Origin of the sequence: Acinetobacter nectaris CIP 110549, from assembly GCF_000488215.1 — a bacterium.
GTDB lineage: Bacteria > Pseudomonadota > Gammaproteobacteria > Pseudomonadales > Moraxellaceae > Acinetobacter > Acinetobacter nectaris.
In genome coordinates this window covers 271821-295635 of record NZ_KI530712.1, presented here as the reverse complement: position 1 = coordinate 295635, position 23815 = coordinate 271821, and the positions used below count along the sequence as shown (strand labels likewise).

At 35.6% G+C, this 23815-nt stretch carries 23 protein-coding genes; 13 read left to right on the top strand and 10 right to left on the bottom strand.

Annotated elements, in window-relative coordinates; translation table 11 throughout:
• The 5 genes from dnaX to P256_RS01520 form a co-directional block, all read right to left on the bottom strand.
• Window positions 1-1518: DNA polymerase III subunit gamma/tau (gene dnaX / locus P256_RS01540; protein WP_023271919.1), on the bottom strand; the 1518-nt coding region annotated here is incomplete at its 3' end.
• A gap of 139 nt (window positions 1519-1657) precedes the next feature.
• Window positions 1658-2512 carry a hypothetical protein gene (locus P256_RS01535; protein ID WP_023271918.1) on the bottom strand — a complete coding sequence of 285 codons (855 nt, stop codon included), beginning with the start codon at window positions 2510-2512 and terminating at the stop codon, window positions 1658-1660.
• A gap of 121 nt (window positions 2513-2633) precedes the next feature.
• Window positions 2634-3467: a pyrroline-5-carboxylate reductase gene (proC, locus tag P256_RS01530; RefSeq protein WP_023271917.1), complete on the bottom strand. Its 834-nt coding sequence runs from the start codon at window positions 3465-3467 to the stop codon at window positions 2634-2636.
• An 88-nt stretch (window positions 3468-3555) separates the two neighbouring features.
• Window positions 3556-3867, bottom strand: a complete 312-nt coding sequence (locus tag P256_RS01525) for a hypothetical protein (RefSeq protein WP_155756727.1) — start codon at window positions 3865-3867, stop codon at window positions 3556-3558.
• 114 nt (window positions 3868-3981) lie between these two features.
• A complete protein-coding gene (locus tag P256_RS01520; protein ID WP_023271915.1) occupies window positions 3982-4455 on the bottom strand; it encodes an Lrp/AsnC ligand binding domain-containing protein in 474 nt (157 codons plus the stop codon).
• 140 nt (window positions 4456-4595) lie between these two features.
• On the opposite strand from P256_RS01520, the gene P256_RS01515 reads away from it, so the two are divergent.
• The 10 genes from P256_RS01515 to P256_RS01470 all read left to right on the top strand — a co-directional run bounded on the left by P256_RS01515 (window position 4596) and on the right by P256_RS01470 (window position 14513).
• Complete coding sequence (locus tag P256_RS01515; protein WP_023271914.1) at window positions 4596-5855, top strand: D-amino acid dehydrogenase; 1260 nt, start codon at window positions 4596-4598, stop codon at window positions 5853-5855.
• 23 nt (window positions 5856-5878) lie between these two features.
• A complete protein-coding gene (gene alr, locus P256_RS01510) occupies window positions 5879-6997 on the top strand; it encodes an alanine racemase (RefSeq protein WP_023271913.1) in 1119 nt (372 codons plus the stop codon).
• A gap of 232 nt (window positions 6998-7229) precedes the next feature.
• A complete protein-coding gene (locus tag P256_RS01505) occupies window positions 7230-7781 on the top strand; it encodes a lytic transglycosylase domain-containing protein (protein ID WP_023271912.1) in 552 nt (183 codons plus the stop codon).
• Between the two features lie 168 nt (window positions 7782-7949).
• Complete coding sequence (locus P256_RS01500) at window positions 7950-8930, top strand: bile acid:sodium symporter family protein (RefSeq protein ID WP_023271911.1); 981 nt, start codon at window positions 7950-7952, stop codon at window positions 8928-8930.
• 188 nt (window positions 8931-9118) lie between these two features.
• A complete protein-coding gene (locus tag P256_RS01495; protein ID WP_023271910.1) occupies window positions 9119-10123 on the top strand; it encodes a sulfate ABC transporter substrate-binding protein in 1005 nt (334 codons plus the stop codon).
• Between the two features lie 27 nt (window positions 10124-10150).
• Entirely contained in the window at window positions 10151-10783 is a 633-nt protein-coding gene (locus tag P256_RS01490; RefSeq protein WP_023271909.1) for an alpha/beta hydrolase, read from the top strand.
• 14 nt (window positions 10784-10797) lie between these two features.
• Window positions 10798-11631 (top strand): sulfate ABC transporter permease subunit CysT, encoded by an 834-nt coding sequence (gene cysT, locus P256_RS01485; protein ID WP_023271908.1) that lies wholly within the window; start codon window positions 10798-10800, stop codon window positions 11629-11631.
• Window positions 11628-12503, top strand: coding sequence for a sulfate ABC transporter permease subunit CysW (gene cysW, locus P256_RS01480; protein ID WP_023271907.1), 876 nt, complete (start codon window positions 11628-11630; stop codon window positions 12501-12503). Before cysT ends, cysW begins: the two co-directional genes overlap by 4 nt.
• Window positions 12504-12505: 2 nt before the next feature.
• Window positions 12506-13567 (top strand): sulfate/molybdate ABC transporter ATP-binding protein, encoded by a 1062-nt coding sequence (locus P256_RS01475; RefSeq protein ID WP_023271906.1) that lies wholly within the window; start codon window positions 12506-12508, stop codon window positions 13565-13567.
• Window positions 13568-13589: 22 nt separating this feature from the next.
• Window positions 13590-14513 (top strand): CysB family HTH-type transcriptional regulator, encoded by a 924-nt coding sequence (locus tag P256_RS01470; protein WP_023271905.1) that lies wholly within the window; start codon window positions 13590-13592, stop codon window positions 14511-14513.
• A 50-nt stretch (window positions 14514-14563) separates the two neighbouring features.
• Here the strand turns inward: P256_RS01470 and P256_RS01465 are convergent, their stop codons facing one another.
• The 5 genes from P256_RS01465 to P256_RS01445 all read right to left on the bottom strand — a co-directional run bounded on the left by P256_RS01465 (window position 14564) and on the right by P256_RS01445 (window position 20808).
• Window positions 14564-15604, bottom strand: coding sequence for a type II asparaginase (locus P256_RS01465; RefSeq protein ID WP_023271904.1), 1041 nt, complete (start codon window positions 15602-15604; stop codon window positions 14564-14566).
• 204 nt (window positions 15605-15808) lie between these two features.
• The gene (locus P256_RS01460; RefSeq protein ID WP_023271903.1) at window positions 15809-17896 is read right to left on the bottom strand and encodes a TonB-dependent receptor; all 2088 of its coding nucleotides are present in this window, start codon (window positions 17894-17896) and stop codon (window positions 15809-15811) included.
• A gap of 305 nt (window positions 17897-18201) precedes the next feature.
• Window positions 18202-18858 (bottom strand): NAD(P)H-binding protein, encoded by a 657-nt coding sequence (locus tag P256_RS01455; RefSeq protein ID WP_023271902.1) that lies wholly within the window; start codon window positions 18856-18858, stop codon window positions 18202-18204.
• A gap of 41 nt (window positions 18859-18899) precedes the next feature.
• Window positions 18900-19760, bottom strand: a complete 861-nt coding sequence (locus tag P256_RS01450; RefSeq protein ID WP_040331595.1) for a MetQ/NlpA family ABC transporter substrate-binding protein — start codon at window positions 19758-19760, stop codon at window positions 18900-18902.
• Window positions 19747-20808: an isopenicillin N synthase family dioxygenase gene (locus P256_RS01445; protein ID WP_023271900.1), complete on the bottom strand. Its 1062-nt coding sequence runs from the start codon at window positions 20806-20808 to the stop codon at window positions 19747-19749. The genes P256_RS01450 and P256_RS01445 overlap by 14 nt, the downstream gene beginning before the upstream one ends.
• A 526-nt stretch (window positions 20809-21334) precedes the next feature.
• On the opposite strand from P256_RS01445, the gene P256_RS01440 reads away from it, so the two are divergent.
• Genes P256_RS01440 through lpoB form a run of 3 tightly spaced genes read left to right on the top strand, consistent with a single transcriptional unit; the run spans window position 21335 to window position 23777 of the window.
• Window positions 21335-22744: a COG3014 family protein gene (locus P256_RS01440; protein ID WP_023271899.1), complete on the top strand. Its 1410-nt coding sequence runs from the start codon at window positions 21335-21337 to the stop codon at window positions 22742-22744.
• A 22-nt stretch (window positions 22745-22766) separates the two neighbouring features.
• Window positions 22767-23165 (top strand): DUF1425 domain-containing protein, encoded by a 399-nt coding sequence (locus tag P256_RS01435; protein WP_023271898.1) that lies wholly within the window; start codon window positions 22767-22769, stop codon window positions 23163-23165.
• 12 nt (window positions 23166-23177) lie between these two features.
• On the top strand, window positions 23178-23777 hold the full coding sequence (gene lpoB, locus P256_RS01430; RefSeq protein ID WP_023271897.1) for a penicillin-binding protein activator LpoB: 600 nt from the start codon (window positions 23178-23180) through the stop codon (window positions 23775-23777).
• Window positions 23778-23815 lie beyond the last annotated feature (38 nt).

Genomic DNA, 23815 nt, shown 5'->3' with positions numbered 1-23815 from the left:
TTCAGATTCAGATTCAGATTCAGATTCAGATTCAGATTCAGATTCAGATTCAGATTCAGATTCAGATTCAGATTCAGATAATGCTGTGTGGCTTCCTATGAATTGTATATCATCTCCATCTAGTGAAAATGGAAAAATATCATCATCTGTATTATCTAATTTTACGTGATCTAACTGCTGATGACTTGATGGCACATCTACAGCAATCAAGCTATGTTCAGCACTCACATTAAAGTTAATAATCGCCTTATTTTCTTCTAAATTTGGCTGCTCAGGTATTTCTTCTACGCTTTCAATTTCTTCAGAAGCAATTGTATCTAAGAACGTCGTTTCATTATTAGATGGCTTTGTTTCTCTATCAATGTGTACGGTTGAATTTTTTGGGGTTAAATCAGTATCATCATTTTCTATAACAACAGGTCTTTCATGTATAGATAAAGGTCTAAAAGCAAGCATTCGCAGTACACACATTTCAAAACCTTGCTCTTGTGTAACTGACCATGAAATTTCAGAGCGTCCTTTACTTGCAATTTGGTAGTACAGTTGCAAATCTTGTGCTGAAATAAGCTGCGCAAGTTTTTTAATCTTTAAATTAATTTCATGACTATATTTTAGACTCAAATCAGGTAAATACTGTATTAGTGCCAGCTCATGTAATGTAGATACCAACTGATCTAGCACTAAGCTGACATCTAATGCTTGCTTTCTAAACTGCAACAATAGCTGAGATACCTGTTGGCTTCTATTTTGATGAATAGCTTCGATTAAATCATAAATAATTGATTTATCAATTAAGCCCAACATGTCTTTTACATCTTGTTGTGCAACTTTTCCTTGCCCGTATGCAATTGCCTGATCAGTTAAAGACAAAGAATCTCGTAAAGACCCTTGCGCAGCTTCTGCAATTTGCCACAATGCTTCAGGTTCATACTGTACTTTTTCTTTTGCAAGAATATCTGTCAGATGTTCACTAATTTCTGTAATATCTAAAGGACGCAGCGTAAATTGCAAACAACGCGATACAACCGTAATTGGTAACTTTTGAGGATCTGTTGTTGCAAATAGGAATTTCACATGTACAGGGGGCTCTTCTAAAGTTTTAAGTAGCGCATTAAATGAATGCGTAGATAACATATGCACTTCATCAATCAGATAAACTTTAAATCGACCTTGTGTCGGCGCATAAGGAACGTTATCTAATAGCTCTCTTGTATCTTCAACTCTTGTTCTCGAAGCAGCATCAATTTCTATAAGATCAATAAATCGGCCTTCATTAACTGCACGGCATGTATCACAAACCTCACAAGGCGTAGATGTTACACCTGTCTCACAATTCAAACACTTGGCTAAAATTCTCGCAATAGTGGTTTTACCCACACCGCGCGTACCTGTAAACAAATAAGCATGATGCAAACGACCACGTTCTAAAGCACTCGTTAAAGCTCTAGATACATGGTTTTGTCCGACTAATTCATTAAAGTTACGTGGACGATATTTTCTTGCTAGAACCTGATACATGTATGCTCCCTTTTCCCCCTATCAAGCATACTGTTTTTTGAATCAATAGTGAATGGAGTACCTCATTGATTAACTTAAATTCAATCAACTTATTAAATTTTATTCATATTAGAATGCCTAAAATTTAAAACTCAGCCCTCTAAGCATTTATAATAATTTTACCAACAACATGCTGTGTCCCTTTTGCCTCATCTTTTACATAGAATTCTGTTACTTCTGTGCTTTTATCCAAAGTAAAAAGCTGTAAAGATGATGGGAGTGAAAGTGGCTTTTTAAACTGGGTATATATTTCATAACTCTTTGGTAAGTCTAAACCTGCTAAAACACGTGCTTTCAACCACATATCATGTACTGTCATTTCTGAATAACCGAATGCTTTTGCACTCCATGAATGCAAATAAGCAGGATGAATCACTCCTGAAATTTGAGCATACTTTCTTCCAACATTTTTCGGTACATACCACTGTCGAATTAATTTTTTAGGTATAACTCTATCAAAAGCATTATTGCCTATATCTAACTGAGAAATCTCTTGTTTTTTATATCCAATAATATAAATACTTTCACTTTCTAAAACAGTTTTACCATCAGATTGCACAAGTGTTTTATACACAAATTGATTTTGAGATAACAAACTAAACTGGCAGGTCATTGTATATCTCTGGTTCGCAAAAAGAGAGTCTCTTTGTTTCATCTTATGCGAAATATGCAATAAATCTTTTATAGAAAAAGAGATCTTCTCATTTTCAACCATCTGATTTTGAAGTATTTCTGATAACATTGAGAAATAAACTGCTGGTATAGATTTACCATTTTCAAACCCACATAGTTTTTTATAAGCAACTAGATTTTTAGGATCAACATAGAAATTATCTACTATATATTTCACATTTTTATTTTCTATCGATGCATTACTTCTTTTGAAATTATTTTTTAAAACAATTGGATATATTAAATAAGGCTTTGGAAACTCTTTAAAGTAACAAACTTTCATTATGATAAACTGCATTATTATAGGCTTAGTTTACCTATAGTAAGTGAATTTAGATAAATTTAAAAATCTAGTTCATAGCAAAAAAGAGAGCCAAATGACTCTCTTTCTTTATTTATGCTTTTTAATCCTTCAAGAAATCTTTTTCCATCACACCCGCACGGTCAATAGCTGCTTGCATTGCTTCATCAACCGTATCGTAAACGCCATTTTTTTCAAATACATTTACAGCTTCAATTGTTGTGCCGCCTTTAGACGTCACATTATTTCTTAACTGTAAGAAAGCAAGATCTTTTTCATGTTCTGCAAGTTTTACAACACCCTTAGCTGTTTGTAAAATAAGTGCTCTTGCTTGTTCAGGCTCAAATCCTAAAGCTTCAGCTTTTCGTTGCATTGCATCTAAAAATAAAAAGAAATAACCCGGTGCACTGCCTGCAATTGCAATAATGTGATTAATTTCTTCTTCTTTTTCAACCCAAACCGTTTTACCTACTGCACCCATTAGAGTTTCTGCAAACTTCTTATCTTCATCAGATACAAGCGCATCAGCAAATAAACCACTTACGCCTTCACCCACCAATGATGGTGTATTTGGCATTACACGGATAATTTCCAAATCATCGCGATTTAATACTTTTTTATAAAACTGGACTTGTGTTCCCGCAGCAATCGTTAAAAATAACTTTTTAGATAAATCTACATTTTCTTGAATTGGGGTACATACTTCTTTCATTAACTGAGGCTTAACAGCTAAAATAATAACGTCTGCATCAGTCACTGCTTGTATATTATCTGATGTTGTACGCACACCATATGCTTCATTCAGTCTTTTTTTACTTTCTTCACTTGGTACAGAAACCGTAATGCTCTGCTTATCGTAACCTGAAGCAACCAATCCTGAAATTATGGCAGATGCCATATTACCACCACCAATGAAAGCAATATTACGTTGACTCATCTTATAATCTCCATGCAATTAAAATACTTATACAAACCATCTAGAAAAAATACTATTTAAATAAAAAACAGTAATATATGGCATATTCTTAACTTTCAGAACACATCCCTTTATATTTACTAGCAAAGTTTTGAATCACAACTTTCTTTTGTTGCTCATCATTCACAGCAGGTACAGCAAAAGCATCATTTACCAATTTTAGAAATAAATCTTTTTGCTTAGAATCATCAATATGTGTTACTTGTTGTTTGAGCTGCTCGTATTGCGTTCCATTTTGGCGTAATTTCATCACACCTTCTGCTGCATTCATTAAATGCTCGCAACTTGACTTTGTCACAGTTTCAGCATGACTAACAATACTTCCTAGAGCAATACAAAGCCCAAATACAATTTTTTTCATAACTAAATAATCATCACAACAAGAAAACTTAACCATCGTATCAATACAGGCTTATAATCTACATTAAGGTTTGTTTATTTCTGTTTCATTTATTTGCAACAGCATATATTTTAATCAGAACTTACGTTTTAAGTCTAAATAAAGCGTTTCTTTAATTTCTTCCATAACGATATAGCTATGTGATGAAGCAGATGCAGGTAATTTTTTAAGGATATCTGCCAATAAACGGCGGTATGCTCCCATCTCTTTTAGTCTTGCTTTTACTAGATAGTCAAATTCACCTGAAATGAGATGACACTCTAAAACCTCTGGAATATCAGATAAATTTATTGCAATACTATCAAACACATCTCCCGACTTTGCAGATAACTTAATTTCTAAGAAAACCAATAAACTACGCTCAACATATGCAGGATCTAAACGTGCATGATATCCTGTAATTACACCATCTCTCTCTAATCGCTTCACTCTCTCCGAGCAAGGTGTTGTCGACAAATTCACCTTAGAAGCCAACTCACTAATGGCTATACGACCTTCTCTTTGCAGAATATCTAGAATCATATAGTCCGTACGATCAAGCTTACGCATATATTTGCCTTACATTTACAATTTTCACATTAAAAATCATGGAATAAACTGAATTATAGGTTTAAAAATAGTGAAATAAACTAGACAATAGTCAATATACTAGAAAAAAATCACAAAGAATGAGCCATAAGGGAATAAATATGCATGTCATCATTTTAGGCAGTGGCGTCATAGGAGTTGCAAGTGCTTACTACCTTGCGCAACAAGGAGCAAAAGTTACTGTATTTGATCGCCAACCTGGACCTGCAAAAGAAACAAGTTTTGCAAATGCAGGACAAGTCTCTCCTGGCTACTCTACTCCTTGGGCTGCACCGGGTATTCCATTTAAAGCTTTAAAATGGATGTTTCAAAAACATGCACCTTTAGCTATTGGGCTCGATGGCAGTGCGTGGCAGCTTCAGTGGATGGCAAAAATGCTCCAGAACTGCAACCCTCAAAGCTATGCAATGAATAAAGAACGAATGACTCGCGTTGCAGAATATAGCCGAGACTGTTTAAGAGATTTACGCCATAAAACAGGAATTCAATATGAAAACCGTGCTAAAGGCACACTGCAAATTTTCCGAAATATGGCTCAACTAGAAGCAGTACAACGTGACATTCAAGTATTAAAAGAATGCCATGTTGACCATCAACTTCTAGATAATCAACAGCTAGCAAATATCGAGCCAGCATTGGCATTTGCAAAAGATAAGCTCGTAGGTGGGCTTCATTTACCCAATGATGAGACGGGAGATTGTTATTTATTTACCAATGCGCTCGCAAAACTCGCAATAGAAAGTGGTGTCACGTTCAAGTTTAATCAAAATGCTGAACAGCTTATTGTCGAAGGCAATGAAATTAAAGGTGTAATTGTTGATGGTCAAACATATACAGCAGATAAGTACATCCTTGCATTTGGTAGCTATTCACGGCGTTTTTTAAAACCACTAGGACTCGACATTCCTGTTTACCCTGTAAAAGGCTATTCTCTTACCCTACCTATTACAGACTCTAAGTTTGCACCACAATCTACTGTATTAGATGAAACATATAAAATAGCAATTACTCGCTTTGACCAGCGTATCCGAGTGGGTGGCATGGCTGAACTCAATGGGTTCAACCTAAAGCTTAACCCAAAAAGAAGAAATACTTTAGAAATGGTTACACAAGACCTCTTTCCGGGCGGTGACACAGCACATGCAACATTTTGGACCGGTTTAAGACCAATGACACCCGACAGTACGCCCATTATTGGTGCAACAAAATATAATAACCTCTTCTTAAATACAGGACACGGTACTCTCGGTTGGACAATGGCATGTGGGTCAGGAAAGCTGATTAGCGATATTGTGCTCAATCAAACACCCGATATCTCTATAGAAGGGTTATCATTACAGCGTTATCAACACCTTGCTTGATCTGATTTGGAAGGAAACATATCATGCCTCGCCCAATACAGGCTATTATTCACCATCATGCACTTACACATAATTTAAATGTTGCAAGAGAACTAACATCCCCAAACAGCAAATTATTTGCTGTTGTTAAGGCAAATGCTTATGGGCATGGTATCGAAAATATATATAGTGCTTTTAAAAATGCAGATGGATTTGCATTATTAGATATTGACGAAGCTATTCGTCTCCGCTCACTTGGTTGGCAGGGTGAAATTCTACTTTTAGAAGGTCTTTTTAATGAAACTGACCTCATTGCATGCGATACATATAATCTTAGCTTTACAATTCATAGTCTGCACCAACTCAAATGGTTAGAAAATTATCAGGGAAATGCCCAGTTTAAAGTTTTTTTAAAAATGAATAGTGGTATGAACCGTTTAGGCTTTAAACCACAAGCATACCAAATAGCATGGCAAGCCATTTCAAAACTATCTCATGTCGTTGATATTACACATATGATGCATTTTTCTGATGCTGACGGCGAACGCTTAGGTCAAGATGGCATTGAATATCAGATGATCATTTTCCAAGAAACAACTCAAAACATGCCAGGACGATGCTCATTAAGTAACAGCGCTGCATTATTACGCCATCATACAGAACTACGCTCTGATTATGTACGTGCGGGTATTTTACTATACGGTAGTTCACCCGACTATCCATCACACAGCGCAGATGATTGGAATCTTAAACCAACCATGAGCCTACGCAGTGAGATTATTGCCATACAGGAAATTAACGAGAAAGATAGCGTGGGCTATGGCTCGCAATACATTGCCGATCATCCAATGAAAATTGGTGTTGTTGCATGTGGCTATGCCGATGGCTACCAGCGTATTTCACCATCAGGTACTCCTATTTTGGTAAATGGGCAACGTACTCACTTGGTGGGAAGAGTAAGTATGGACATGTTAGCTGTAGACTTAACATATATTAAAGATGCAAAAATAGGCAGTGAAGTTGTTCTATGGGGTGTTTCATCTTGCGGTGTAACACTTTCAATTGATGAAGTCGCAGCAACGTCAAATACGCTTGGATATGAACTCATGTGTGCTGTTACAGCAAGAGTACCTTTTTCTGTTGCAAAAAAAAGCCACGTCTAGGAAAACGTGGCTGTCCAAAAATAAGGACATAAAACAGTAATAGTGTGAACTATTTCACAATAATATTCATAATAGTATTGAAAGTCAATATAAATTAATCTTATCCAATAACTTACTAGAAGCTATTATTTTGTACATGATTGGTGATAAAAAATTGACGATGCGAAACCTCCATTTTATGATCTCAGTCATTTAAAGATGTTTGGCTCATACATTGCTCGCTATAAAAAACATGAATATACTCAAAAAAAAGAAAGCTTGTGTTTACCTTGCTATTATTGCTTTTACCATTATTATCAGTGGATGCAGTAGTCTAGGGCCACATAGCGGTTCTCTAGCAACGCGCTCTTTTCGTTTATCTCAAGCTATTCAAACCGCATACTACGTTCCTGCATATACAGCAGATCGCTTATCACCAGTTATTATACAAAGTGCGGATAGATATAACGTTCCACCTGAACTTATTGCAGCAACGATTAAACAAGAATCAGGCTATCGTACAGGTCTAAGATCTGGTGGTGGTGCGGTAGGATTAACTCAAATTATTCCAAGCTATTGGGCTTCAAGTTGTCCTGGCGACTTAACAAACGACTATACCAATATTCAATGCAATGCTTATATTTTATCAAACTACCATGACATGGCAGGAAGTTGGTTCAAAGCTTCTGCATATTATAATGTTGGCCCAGCAGGCTATAAATCGAGCTTTTGGACACGCCACAAAGGAAAAAAATATGCTCGGTCTGTAAGGCATTATAAGAAAATGCTTAAAAAAGCACTTTAATATAAAAATTTGAATTGGCATGTTTTTTGTAATTGAGCAAGGATGCTCCTAAAGAAGATGCCTCATTTCTGACAGAGATTAATATATTTTTAATACACATCTTTAAAATCAGAATATGATTGATGGCAAATCTTGCATTAAACCTGAATAAAGGAATATAAACACACTATGGCTCGACCAAAATTTTTACCTGATAATTTCAGCTTAATGATTGTAGGTATGCTTCTTCTAGCAACATTTTTACCTATTCATGGACAAGCTGCCCAAATTTTTAGTCATCTCACTGACTTAGCCATTGCGCTTCTCTTCTTTCTTCATGGTGCAAAACTCTCACGAGAAGCAGTCATCGAAGGCATTACACATTGGCGGTTACACCTTGTCATTTTTGCAGCGACTTTTGTTTTATTTCCAATTATTGGCTTTGTCCTTAAACCAATCATTGAACCATTACTCGGACAGCAGCTTTATTTAGGCGTTTTATATTTATGCCTATTACCTTCTACAGTACAATCATCAATTGCTTTTACCTCTATTGCAAAAGGAAATGTCCCTGCCGCGCTCTGTAGTGCCTCTGCCTCTAATATCTTAGGTATGTTCATTACACCATTTCTCGTTGGTATTTTTATCACCCAACATGCTACAGGTCAGCATAGCTCTAATTTAGGCTCTGCATTAAATATCATTTTATTACTATTTGTACCTTTTATTCTTGGTCAGCTTCTTCGTAATAAAATGGTTCCATTCCTAACGAAATATAAATCTAGTGTGAAAATGGTAGATCAGGGCTCTATTTTAATGGTGGTTTACTCTGCATTTAGTGCTGCGGTCAATGAAGGTATTTGGCATCAAGTTTCTATCATGACACTCATCTATTTATTGCTTACATGTGCAGGTTTACTTGCTATTGCAATGTTACTTATTCGTTTTGGCAGTAAAAAATTTGGTTTTAATGAAGCTGATCAAATTACCATTTTATTTTGTGGCTCAAAGAAAACGCTTGCTAGTGGTGTACCTATGGCAAAAATATTATTTGCGGGTCAACCCTTTGGTCTTATTTTATTACCACTGATGTTATTTCATCAAATTCAACTCATTACATGTGGAATTTTGGCAAATCACTTTGCAAAAAAAAGAAGTGGCTCACAGTAAGTAGTTACCATGATGTTTGAGTAATATATATAAAAACCTCAAACATCATAAAATATATATAAAACAATAATATAAAACCCTTTATCCATTTTATTCATATCAAAATTATTTTTTATTATTTTTTATGCTTACGTATCAACGGTATTCTTCTTTTCAGAATTGTAGCTAATATCATCTAGGAAAAGAAAATGCCATTAAATCAAATTAAACTTGGGGTTTTCGCAACACTACTTGGGTTTTCATCATTGAGTTTTGCAGCGAAAGACTTCTTGAATGTCTCTTACGACCCAACGCGTGAACTTTATACAGACATAAATAAAGCCTATGGTGATTATTGGAAACAAAAAACAGGCGAAACCATTAACTTCAAGCAATCTCATGGTGGCTCAGGCAAGCAAGCACGCGCTGTAATTGATGGGCTCAATGCAGATGTTGTTACATTGGCACTTGCTGCCGACATTGATGCCATTGCAGAAAAAACAGGAAAACTGCCTCTCAATTGGCAACAACGTTTACCACAAAATTCAACACCATATACATCCACAATTGTCTTTTTAGTCCGTAAAGATAATCCAAAACACATTAAAGATTGGAATGATCTCATTCGCCCTGATGTTGCTATTATTACACCAAACCCAAAAACCTCTGGTGGTGCACGTTGGAACTATCTTGCAGCATGGGCTTGGGCAAAACATCAGCCACATGGCACAGACCAAAGTGCACAAGAGTTTGTACGTAAAATTTATAAAAACACCAAAGTACTCGACTCAGGTGCACGCGGTGCAACCACAACATTCGTAGAACGTGGTATTGGTGATGTACTTATTGCATGGGAAAATGAGGCTTATTTAGCTGCGCGTGAGCAACCTAATAAATTTGAAATTATTACTCCATCACTTTCAATTATTGCAGAGCCACCAGTTGCTGTCGTAGACAAGAATGTCGAAAAAGATGGTAATAAGTACGTCGCTCAAGGATATGTTAACTTTTTATATTCTCCACTTGCACAGAACATTATTGCAACAAACTACTATCGTCCACGTAATGAAGAAATTCTAAAAAAATATAGCCAAACCTTTAAACCTCTTAAACTTGTAACTATTGATCAAGAATTTGGTGGTTGGTCTAAAGTTCAAAAAGTTCATTTTGATAACAATGGAATTTTTGATCAGATTGTCAAAGCAAATCAATAAAAATTTAAAGCACGGGAGCAAGTTAAAATGACTACAATACACAATATCATTGTCCCTGGCGTTGGTGGTAGCAATGAACATCACTGGCAGTCTTGGCTTGAAAATCGTTTAACAAACTGCTCCCGTGTACAGCAAGATTGGCAGCAACCAATTTTAAATAAATGGGTTGAGCAATGGCTAAAAACCATTCATGCTTTAGATGATAATGCTTCATTGCAAATCATTGCACATAGTTTTGGCTGCTTAACCAGTATTGCTGCACTCAATAAATATCCAGAAATTGCTTCACGTGTAAAAAATCTTATCCTTGTTGCACCTGCAAATCCAATTCGTTTTGGTGAAACAGGTTTTAGTCAAAATAATGAAAATAGCTATTTTGAAGCATTTAAAGAGCTGAAGCTATCTGTACCAACAAAAATGATTATTAGTGAAAATGATCCTTGGCTAAGTTATTCCGATGCAACATATTTTGCAGCACTTTGGCACGTCCCAACAATTAATTTAGGTCAAGTTGGGCATATTAATGTTGACTCTGGTTTTGGAGCTTTTCCTGAGCTTATGCCTCACCTTTTACTTAACTCTAAAGAACGAATGTTTGAACGCACATCATCTCTATTAAAGAGTACCCAACGCCAATTTTTAGCGCAATCAGGTTTATAAGAGTTCAAGACGTCATGCGTAATAACAAAGCAGTTCTACCCGGATTTGGTTTATCCTTAGGATATACCATCTTATATTTATCTATTATTGTATTTCTGCCGCTATCAGCCGTATTTATAAAATCTATCGGTATTGGTTGGGATGGTTTTTTAGGCATTATACAAGATACTCGTATACTCAAAGCACTACAGTTAAGTTTTTCAACAGCGCTCATTGCTGCATTTATTAATGTTTTTTTAGGCTTACTGCTTGCTTGGTGTCTTGTTAGATATCATTTTCCTGGAAAACGGATTGTAGATGCACTTATTGACTTGCCATTTGCTTTACCAACAGCCGTTGCAGGCATCGCGCTTACTTCCCTTTATGCCTCTACAGGTTGGGTTGGTCAATTTTTAGAGCCTTTAGGCATTAAAGTCGCTTACACATCTGTCGGTATTACACTCGCGCTTATTTTTATTGGCATTCCATTCGTTGTGCGTACTGTTCAACCTATTCTAAGCGACTTAGAAACAGAACTTGAAGAAGCAGCTTCAGCACTTGGAGCAAATCGTTGGCAAACAATTCGCCACGTCATTTTTCCAATTATTCTACCGTCTTTAATGACAGGTTTTGGGCTGGCATTTGCCCGTGGTGTCGGTGAATACGGTTCTGTTATTTTTATTGCAGGAAACCAACCTTATAAAACTGAAATTGCGCCACTTATGATCATTTCTCGACTAGAAGAATACGACTACGCAGGCGCAACGACCATTGCAGTCATTATGCTTCTGCTATCTTTTGCTTTATTGCTTATCATTAACCTTCTACAGTCTTGGGCAACACGACGTACTGGGAGAAATGTATCATGAGTCACCCACATGCGCTTGCTAAACAATTACAAAGCAAAGATGCAACAAAAGAACCGAGATGGGTACGCTTTACTTTATTGAGTATTGCCTTGCTCGTATTTATAGGGCTTCTTATTTTACCTTTAGCTTTAGTATTTATAGAAGCATTTAAGCAGGGTATAAATGTCTACTTTCAAGCACTTATTGATTCAGATACTCGCTCTGCTGTAAAACTAACCTTATTAACAGCCGCAATTGCTGTTCCTTTAAATGTAATATTTGGTGTCGCTGCTGCTTGGGCTGTTGCAAAGTTTAACTTCAAAGGAAAAACACTCCTTACAACGCTTATAGATACCCCTTTTTCTGTCTCTCCTGTCATCGCAGGTCTTATGCTTGTACTCATTTTTGGTACTCAAGGTTGGTTAGGCACATGGTTACAAGACCATAATATTCAAGTGCTTTATGCAACGCCTGCAATAGTTTTAGCGACAGTATTTATTACTGTTCCTTTTGTTGCAAGAGAGCTTATTCCACTAATGCAAGCCCAAGGAAATGAAGAGGAAGAAGCTGCAATATTGCTCGGTTCTTCAGGTTGGACAACCTTTTGGAAAATTACATTACCAAATATAAAATGGGGACTCCTATACGGCGTCATTCTATGTAATGCACGAGCAATGGGTGAATTCGGTGCTGTTTCCGTTGTTTCAGGACATATCCGTGGGCAAACCAATACACTACCTCTACATGTAGAAATTTTATATAACGACTATAGTTATAGTGCAGCTTTTGCAGTTGCATCTCTATTGGCATTTCTAGCAATTTTAACGTTAATTATTAAAACCTGGGTTGAGATTCGTCAAGAAAAGAACTCATCAACACAAGAAGGGGCATGACAATGAGTATTCAAGTTAAAAATATTGAGAAAAACTTTGGTAGTTTTCATGCTCTAAACAATATCAGCCTAGACTTTCCTGAAGGTCAACTTGTTGCCCTACTAGGGCCATCAGGCTGCGGAAAAACAACGTTACTTCGTATTATTGCAGGACTAGAACAAGCAGACTCAGGTCAAGTAATTTTAGAGGGTCATGATGCAACCAAAACCCACGTTAGAGAAAGACAAGTAGGCTTTGTATTCCAGCATTATGCTTTGTTTAGACATATGACCGTCTTTGACAATGTCGCTTTCGGCTTAAAAGTTCGCCCTAAAGAGACACGTCCATCAGATGCTGAAATTTCTAAACGTGTTCATCAGCTTCTTGAATTAGTACAGCTCGACTTTCTAGCCAATCGCTACCCTGCTCAACTTTCTGGTGGTCAGCGCCAACGTATTGCGCTTGCACGTGCGCTCGCAGTTGAACCAAGAGTCTTACTTTTAGATGAACCCTTTGGCGCATTAGATGCAAAGGTAAGAAAAGAGCTTCGCAGATGGTTGCGCAATTTACATGATGAATTGCATATTACTTCTATTTTTGTCACACATGACCAAGAGGAAGCGCTTGAAGTTGCTGATAAAATTGTGGTAATGAATAAAGGAAATATTGAACAAATTGGTTCGCCACGTGACGTCTATGAAAAACCTGAAACATCATTTGTTTTTGATTTTTTAGGTCAGGCAAATAAATTTGAAGGTATTCAACAAAATGGCAAACTCACTCTTGGTGAAGATCAGCTATTATTGCCATCACATACAGGGGAAAGTCACCTTATTGCTTTTGCTAGACCACATGAACTTAACATTCATATTACACCACAAGATAATGCAATACAGGCAAATTTCCTTCGTTATGTTTGGGTTGCGGGAAAAATTATTGCTGAATTAGAAGACCGAAACGGTCATCCTATTGAAGTATTGGTTTCCTCAGAACAAGCGGCTGATCAAGCATTGAATGCAAACCAAACCGTTTGGATATCTGCACAACATTTGCATATTTTTGAGAAACCAAAAACATCTGCTTAAAATTAGTGAGAGTAAAAAAACAATGAACTTCCAACAACTACGTATCATTAGAGAAACCGTACGCCAAAACTTTAATTTGACGGAAGCATCTGCAGCGTTATTTACATCACAATCAGGTGTAAGTAAACATATTAAAGACCTAGAGGATGAACTCGGTGTACAACTATTTATTCGTAAAGGCAAACGACTTTTAGGACTCACTGAACCTGGTCAAGCGCTGCTTGGCGTTGTTGAACGCATGCTTATTGATGCAGATAATATTAAACGTCTTGCAGATGAGTTTAATAAAATTGATGAAGGGACACTTACAATAGCAACGACACATACTCAAGCACGTTATGTACTTCCTCCTATTGTCAATTTATTTAAAAAACAATTTCCAAAAGTGCATCTCGTTTTACAACAAGCAAGCCCTGCTGAAATTGTAGAAATGTTGCTACAAGGACAAGCAGATATTGGTATTGCAACAGAATCTTTAACTGCTGAAGAAAATCTTGCAGGTCTTCCATACTATACATGGCAACATAGTGTAATTACTCCCCCTGACCACCCATTAACTCAAGTGAATAAAGTCACTTTAGAAGAGTTAGCCAAATATCCAATCGTTACTTACCATGAAGGCTTCACAGGTCGATCAAAAATAGATCAGGCATTTAAAGATGCAGGTATTGATGCCGATATTGTGATGTCTGCTTTAGACACAGACGTTATTAAAACCTATGTTGAACTAGGTATGGGCATTGGTATTATTAATAGCATTGCTTATGATAACAAACGTGATGTACATCTTTCACAAGTTAAAACATCATTGTTTGACATCAATACAACATGGATTGCTGTACGTAAGGGTCATCTACTTCGAGGCTATGGATACGAGTTTATTTCCCTATGCTCACCTGATGCAAATATTATTGAACTTAAAAAAGCTGCTTATCCTGAAGATTAAAATAAAAAAGCCCAAATCAATTTTGGGCTTTTTTCTACAAAAAAATATTTTTAATATTGATTAAAATATTGTTGGATCTGTACAGGATCATTGGTTTTTGTGAGTGCTGTCATCAACAATATACGAGCTTTAGCAGGATTTAATGTACCAGAAACTAACCCTGGTTGAGCGCTATCTACAGGTACACTACCACCGCCTGTACGCGACGATCTAACAACGACAATACCCGCTTTTTCCGCTTTTTTAATGCCTGCATCACTACGTACAGACACAGAACCCGCACCTGTTCCTGCATATACAATACCTTTTGCATGATGTTCAATCGCAGCATCATACATATATTCAGGATCATCTTGATAACCATAAATAATTACAACAGGTGGCAAAGCATCAAGCTTACGCACATCAAATACAGATTCTGTTGTATGCTTTTTCTCTACTCGGTTATTATATTCGATATGACCATCAATAATCGTACCTAAATAACCCTCTTCGGGTGCTTTAAATGTATCAAGTGAATTGGCATTTGTTTTTGTCATAAAACGTGCTGCGCCAATTTTATCATTCAATACAACAAGAACGCCTCGACCTTTAGACTGTTGGTCAGAAGCAACTGTAACTGCTTCTAATAAGTTCATCGGTCCATCTGCACTAATTGCCGTTGCAGGTCGCATAGCAGCCGTGAATACAACAGGCTTATCACTTTTTACTGTTAAGTTTAAAAAGTACGGCGTCTCATCTAAAGTATCTGTACCATGTGTAATCACCACACCATCAACATCTTTTTGTGCCAACAGTTCATTTACACGCTTAGATAGTTTTAAAATGACATCACTTGTCATATTTTCACTACCAATATTTGCAACTTGCTCACCTGTTACATGCGCAACCTTGTTCACTTCAGGTACTGCATTAATTAAGTTCTGAACACCAATTGCCCCAGGCTTATAACCCGTTGTTTGTGTATTACTTGCTGCTGAACCTGCAATTGTTCCACCTGTTGCTAAAATAACAATATTCGGTAGCTTATCTGCAAATGTCGTACCACTCACAACAAGTAATGCTGTAACAAGGAAAGCTTTCAATTTCATTCTGAATCCTTAAAACAAGGTTAAATAGTTTGCATACATAACGCATCTACTCAGCGTCATATATTTGTCATATTCACAGATACTAATGTTTTAAAGTGGAATATACAAAGGAATCAATCTTATACCTAAGTCTAATAAGGTTATATCTCTAATAAAAAAAGCGACTAGAAACCAATCTAGTCGCTTTTTTAAATATCTTTCCTCTTAGAAACGATATCTTAAAGTAAACTGAGCATTGATTGGATCACCAATGAGTGCACCTGTACTTGATAGCCCGTGTGCAGAAATATAATAGTGTCGATCAAATACATTATTTAAGTTTACGCTCGCATCATAGCGGTCACTTGTATAACCAACTGCGGCATTCATAATGGCATAACCAGGTAATCTGAGTGCATTATCTGGCGCTGCATATTGGTAAGTTTGTGCTTTACCACCTAATGCCGCATACCAATGATCATTCAGTTTATATTTCACCCATACATTCGCAGAGTTTTTTGGCGTAAGCGCTGCTCTTGCACCCACCGGAACAGTAGATAAAGCAGATTTTGTCATTTTCCCATCAAGATATGCATAGCCTGCAAGTACTGACCATTGGTCTGTAATATTGCCAACAGTCGTAACTTCAATACCTTTTGTTTCTTGCTCACCAGCCACAACAGCCGTTTGACCCGTCTTATCAGCAGGGTCTTGCTGTAAGATATTATTTTGCGTTGTATCAAAAGCAGACAATGTTAAATTATAGTCTGGTGTAATATCCCACTTCGCGCCAACCTCATAACTCTTGGTCTGCGTTGGTTTCAAGTTAGATAGATTATTATACACCGTCAAAGCATCAGATAATGGCTGAAAAGACTGATTATAAGAAGCATATAACGATAGATTCGTTAAAGGCTCATATACCAACCCAACTCTTGGCGAAACTTTATTATCTGTACGGTTATAGGTACTAATTGCGCCAGTTTTGAGTGTTAAACCTGAACGTTTCTGATCTAAGTTATCATAACGTGCACCAATCAGCATTTTCACTTGAGATGTAAAACCAACTAAATCCTGTAAATATACGCCTGTTGTTGTACTATTATTTCTATTATCTGTTTTTGCAACTTGTGTTGAAATAGGTGCCCACGTTGGTAAAACGAGATTATTAATTGATGTATTATAAGCTGCTGGAGAGGCAAAGATTTGATCATCTTTATTTTGATGACTCACTTCAAGACCAACTAAAGCATTATGTTCAATTGCTCCAGTCTTAAACTTCCCTGAGAACTCTTGCTCAGTAGATACACCTTTTTCATTACGAAAACGACGTGACTGAACCAGTGAGATCGAACCATTACTATATGACGCATTAGAAAATTGACGATCTAAAGAATACTTATAACCATGTACCACACCATGATATTTCCAGTTATCATCAAACTGATGATCTAACGTGGCTGTTGCACTTTTTACTTCGCTGTCTGTATCTCCCACTTGCTTCGCATTTGCTGCACCTAAAAAGACTTTATCATTCAATGCCAATGGTCTTTTAGTTTTAGTATCCATTGGCACACCCTGATCGGCTAATCGATCATCATGCAAATAGTCTGCTTGTACTAACAGTTTTGTTTTATCAGAAATATCCCACTCAACAGATGGAGCAACTGCTTGGCGTTGTAAAAATGCTTGATTACGATAACCGCCAGAATTTTCTACAGCACCTGTTAAACGCGCTTTTACAGTGTCTGTAATAGGCTGATTGAAGTCGAACTGTGCTCTTCTCTGTCCAAGTGTACTTCCCATTAAATCAACTTCATGCAATGGTTGGCTCATTGGTTTTTTGGTTACGCGGTTAATTAGACCACCTGCGGAACCACGCCCATATAGTACAGATGCAGGGCCTTTTACAACTTCAATGCGTTCTGTATTCGATAAATCACGATAGTACATCGCATCATCGCGGAAACCATCTACATAGTTATCATAAACTGAGTTAAAACCGCGAATAGAAACTTGATCACGCTGCCCATCACCCGTACTAAAGCCAACCCCAGGAACATTTTGCAAAGCACCTTGAATAGAGATTACACCTTGTTCCTTTAATATTTCTTGTGGAATAACATTCACTGTTTGTGGTACATCTTTTAGCTGCATCATTCCTTTTGTTGCAGTAGATGCTTCTGTCATTTTTTCTTTCAATGTCTGCTGATCAGATTTTAACTGAATACTCGGCAATACTGCAGCATCATTTGCATGCGTTAATACTGAAATTGAAGATAGTATGGAGATAATTAATGTGGTCTTTTTCATAATAGAACAAATACTTATAAACGTTCGTAGTAAAAACTTTTACACAATAAGTACAGATTCTTAAAATAATATTAAGAATAATTATCATTTGCATAATTATAAGTATTTTCTACACTTACTATTCTTTATACAAAGAAATATTTCCTATGAAAAACATGTAATTAAAATTAACAATTAGTAAAATATATACAACCAAGGTCTCATATTATTTTTAAAGATTTCTTATATTATATTTATATGGATCCATAATCCCTCAAAAGCCGATTTAAATGCAAATCGGCTTTTTATTGCATTTCAAATAGCTATTATACTTTTTCTAAAGCTGTTTCAATTGTTTCATTGCCTTGCGTTAACTCTAGTATTTTGTATTTTAAGCCAGATGATTGAATAAGCGCAGCAAGCGTTGTAGCAACATCATCTCTAGTAATAGTACCGTAAGGCAATGCTAAACCAATATTTACAAGCCCTGTTCCCTCATCATTTAGTAATGTACCCGGTCTTAGAATAAGCCATTCTAACCCTGATTGTATAAGGAAATATTCAGACTGTTTTTTGATTTGAATATAGTGTTCGAAATTTTCTCCTAGTCCTTTGCTACGACCTGCTTCAGGAAAAGCTGAAACTAAAATAAACTTTTTTATCCCAGATTTTTTAGTCGCATTTACTGCCAATTCTAGTCCTTTTCCATCAACAAGTGTTGTTGCTTCTTGTCCTCCCTTACCGCCAGCACCCGCAGAAAATACAACAGTATCTGCCTGACTATCTTTTAGAAGCTGAGCCAAATCATCTGTTGTTATTTGCGTAATATCAGCATGCACAGGAATGGCACCCAAAGCTTCTAAGTCACCTTCTTGTGACTCATTCCTATACATTGCAGTAACAGGAGTACTGCTCTTGCTTAACTTCTCTATCAGCTTTTTTGCAACTTGTCCCGATCCACCCACAATAAATACATGGCTCATATTATCTCCTTGCTTATATCAGTAATAATTTTACATTTGATTTACTCAGGTAACTGACTCACAGGTTGATTCACATCTACCTTTGTACCTGCAAAATTCTTTTGAATATATTGTTCTACAAATGGTTGATGATATAAAACACCTAACTTTTTAAATGTCTCATCATTTAAACGTGACCTGTTTACCACCAAAACATTGATATTTTGTGCTGTATTATCACTTACATTTTCATGAATTAGAGATTGTGTCAATACATTCAGCCCACTATCCAAAGCTACAGTATTACCAATAGCTGCAAGATCGACATCCCCTAAAACTCGTGGAACTGTTGATCCCTCTACGAGTCTAATTACAAGATGCTTAGGATTGCTTGTAATATTCTCAATATTCCCTGTAATTGAATTAAAATGATCAGAGAGTTTAATTAGTTTTGATTGCTCAAGTAATCTAAGGGCACGTGCTGTATTTGCAGCATCATTGGGAATAGCAACAACAGCATTCTCAGGTAAACTTTTTAAACTATTATATTTTTTCGAATATAACCCCATTGGCTCCAAATAAGTTGTTGCAATAGCTGCAAGCTGATTATGATTAAGTTGATTAAATGCTTTTAAATACCCCCAAGACTGAAATGCATTGACATCAATTTCCTTATCTAGCGTCGCTCTATTCAAAGCAACACCATCATTAATTTCTTTCACTTTGATATTTAAGCCGAGATGTTTTGCTTCATCAGATTGAGCAATATACTTCCAAATTTGTGCATCTGAACCTGTAGACCCCAAAGTAATTACCTGACCTTCAGTATCAACCACAGTAGTATTTTTCTTAAAATAGCTAGAGCAACTTACCACAGAAAGCAATGAAATAATGGTTAGTACTATCCACTTATTGTTTTTCATATAATTCACCATTTTTTTTGGGGTTTAATTGATTATAAATTTCAGGATAGAATTTTTTAGTCACTCCCAAATGAGACCTAAAACGGCTTTTCATATTATTTTCTGCTACATTACGAAGTAATGGATTATTAGGATCGCTAGTTGGTCCTTTCGCAAGTGCTTTCAAATGCTCTGGTAAATTCAAGACAGGAACATCACCTGCAAAAATATTTGGTGAAATAAAATAAGCAATTGAATAGCGATCTTTATATTTTGGTGACACTACTCTATGTGTATTAGCAACTAAATATCCATTTGTTGCCAATTCTAGAGTTTCACCAACATTTACAACAAATGCGCCTTCAATATATGGAACATCTATCCACTTATCATGAATAAACACCTGAAGACCACCAATTTCATCTTGTAATAACAGCGTGAGGAGATTTGTATCTTTATGCGCTCCAACACCTTGTGAACTGTTCTGAATATCAACTTTTGGATAATGGATAAGCTTAAGAGACTCATTTGGGCTATGAGCAACAAACTCATCTAAAATAGTCTCTTTTAGACCAAGTGCCGACATAAAAGCATGTAATAGATCAATAGAAATTGTTCTAGAATCTTTTAACCAACTCTCAATAACCTCTTTAAACTCCGGCCACTGGTTAGGCCATTGATTGGGACCTTGCAACCTTGTCCATATAGGCTCTCCTTTTATAAATCTAATTGCTTGACGCTCGGGTCCAATATCTATTTGCTCTCTTGCATCTGGAATATTTTGTGTATTTTCACCATTCAATTTTGTATAACCACGAAAGTGAGGTGAGTTTTCAATGGAAATTGCTTCTTTTTCTTTTTGATCTAATTTGAAAAACTGATGTGTATATTTTTTAATTTCATTTATTCTACTTAGGTTTAATCCATGACCTACTAAGTAAAAAAAACCATAATTACGTGCTAAATACTGTAATTTATTTAAAAAATCTTTTCTTTTTTCTAAGTCATAGAATTGACTAATATCCAAGATAGGCAACCTATTGGCATCAAATTCATCTATTGCATTCATTATTTTTTATCTCATCTATTTATATAATAAATGAGATTACAATTAGTTTTTATTTTTCAAAAATAATAAAAATGAAATTACTTATAAATTTAATATATTTAATTTAATCTAACTTTTTCAAAAAAGATATTAACTCATATCTTTTATAGATATTCATTTATATAATAAAAATATGAAAAAAATAAAAATACTATACAGTAATCATCTAAACTAATGAAAAATATAAAAATAAACTTATAAAAGGTTACCACCTTTAATTTTATTGAGACTTACATCACAAAAAAATTAAAATAATAGCTTAAAAAGTATTAATAAGAATATTTTCATTAAAGAAACAAAAATAAAATACTATCAAAAATATGATCTAGATTTTGATTAAAATAAAATAAAAATATAATTTAACTAAAATAATTTTAATGCAATTGACTAAATATACCATTTTATTAATTTACATAAATTAACACTTGAAAAAATATCTTATCCGATTAGAATTACCCTACAGCTAAAGTATAACAAGTTGAATCAGATGGTTTTTTCTAAATACATTAAATTTACAAGTAGTATTTTACTTACACTCTCCGTAACAAACCATTTACATGCAAGCACATTTAAAACATATACAGATGATAGTAATAGTTTTCGTAGTGTTCTAAATGAAAATGATGTAAACCAATTACCTGAGAAATTAAAAGATAAAGACAGTGGAAAAGATGCTGTTTTATATATTTTAGAAAGAGCACGTATTTACCAAGTAAATCAACAATATCAAGAAAGTTTAGATACATACAAAAAAGCTTTTGAACTTCTTGAAAAGCAAAATAATCGGGCGAAATTTAGTGTCACTCGCGTAGGTTTTAAAGCACTTTCAATGATGAGCAATGATTCTGTTGTTCCTTATCTTGTACCACCTTATGAACAGGTTCTTGCCCATATTTCACAAGCAAAAAATTATATTTTTCTTAAAGATATAGAAAATGCTGGCGTTGAAATGCGCATTGCACAACAAATACAGCGTGAAATAGAGCTTGATCATGAAAAAGAGCTCGCACGAAAAGAAGAAAAATTGAAGTCAAAAATGTCTTCTAACAGTCCAAAAAGTGAAGATGATGAAGTAGAAGATGCTAAAGCACCTTCTGAACTGAATGATGCACTTTCAGGACTCGACACAATTGCAGGAAAAATTAAAAATACATATCAAAACAGTTATGCATTTTATATGGCTGCAAATGTATGGGAAGCACTTGGCGAATATAATGATGCACTTGTAGATTATAAAAAAGCTTATGAACTGCAACCTGATGAGCAAATTGCTCAAGATATTAAACGTGTAGATCAGCTTAATTTACAAAAGACATCTGCAACCACACCTGTTGTTATTTTTATTGAGCAAGGGCTTGTTCCACAAAAAATTGAACATAAACTAACTATCCCAGTACCAAATGGTCTAATTAATATTGCATATGCAACATATGAACCTAAAACATACCAAACACCTCAAACAATTAATATTTTGCTAAACAATCGCAAAGTACAAAATAGCTATGTGATGAGTGACATTGGGGCATTGGCTGTTAAGCAACTCAAAGAGCACACCTTATCCACTGTATCAAGTCAGGTTGCTAGAGCAACAACAAAGTATATTGCTCAACAACAGCTTGGCCAACAACTTGGTACTTTAGGACAAATTGCAGGTAATTTACTCAATGCATCTACAGAGCATGCAGACTTGCGTTCTTGGTCAACACTTCCAAGTAATACTCAAGTTGCACGTTTAAACTTAGCCCCGGGTACATATAATTTACAACTTGACCGCTTCAATAGTTCTGCAAGCATTCCTCTAACTGTCCAAGCTGGAATGAATCAGCCTATTTTCGTCTATGCTTATGATGTAAATAATAAAATTTCAATTTCAAGCAGCAACCTTGTAAAACCTTAATATTTAAATGGCAAATTAAACTATGAAACTACTAAAAGTACTCATTCCTAGCCTATTCATTTTTGGGTTAACCGCATGTACAGCACCCAACTCACTATCTACTCAAACTCAAAGTAATGGTTCGATGTCTATTCAAACAAAAACCAATAATCCTGTGCTATTAACAGAAATTGGAATAGATCGCATTAATACTGTAGATGTTGGAAACCTTAAAAAGGTTGCTATTGCCATTAAAAACCAACGATTCAACGACAAACATTTTTTCTACAAAATTGTTTGGGTAGATGCTCAAGGTATTGAAGTTAATCCTGAAGGCTCTATTTGGAAACCCATCGATTTAACTGGTCGTGAGATTAAAAGTGTTCAATCTCTTGCACCGAATCCATCAGCTGTAGACACAGTAATTTATTTAAAGAAATAAGTGAGATTTAAAATGAAATTAAAAGCTTTTGCTGGAGTTGTTATTGGAACAGCGCTTTTAGGCGGTTGTGCAACAACTGGAAATGTAAGTTATGGCGATGCTCAGTCCGTTGAAACACTTACCAAAGATTTTGGTTCAACTGATTTACAAATGATTGCCAACAAAATGGTTGACGATATGTTGAGCTTCCCACCTATCGTACAAATGACTCAAAATCGCCGACCTGTTATGTTCGTTGACCGTATCAAAAACAAAACTCAAGAACATATTGATACAGAATCGATTACAGATACCATTCAAAGTAAACTTATCAACTCTGGTAAATTCCGCTTTGTAGATATGACAGCTGCAAATGCAATGGCTGAACAAATTGCATACCAAAAACAAAGTGGTATGGTAAACCAAGCAACATCTGTACGTGCAGGTGGTCAAATTGGTGCTGAATATATGCTAAACGGTAACCTTTCTAGCATTGTTAAAAATGCTGGTGGAAAAAGTGATGTTTACTATAAATTTACTTTAAAGCTTCAAAACCTACAAACTGGTATTGTTGAATGGACAAACGAAAAAGAAATTCGTAAATCATCTAAACGTCCAGCTTTCGGTCTGTAATTTCTACATTTTCAAGATGGTTTCTTAAGACCATCTTG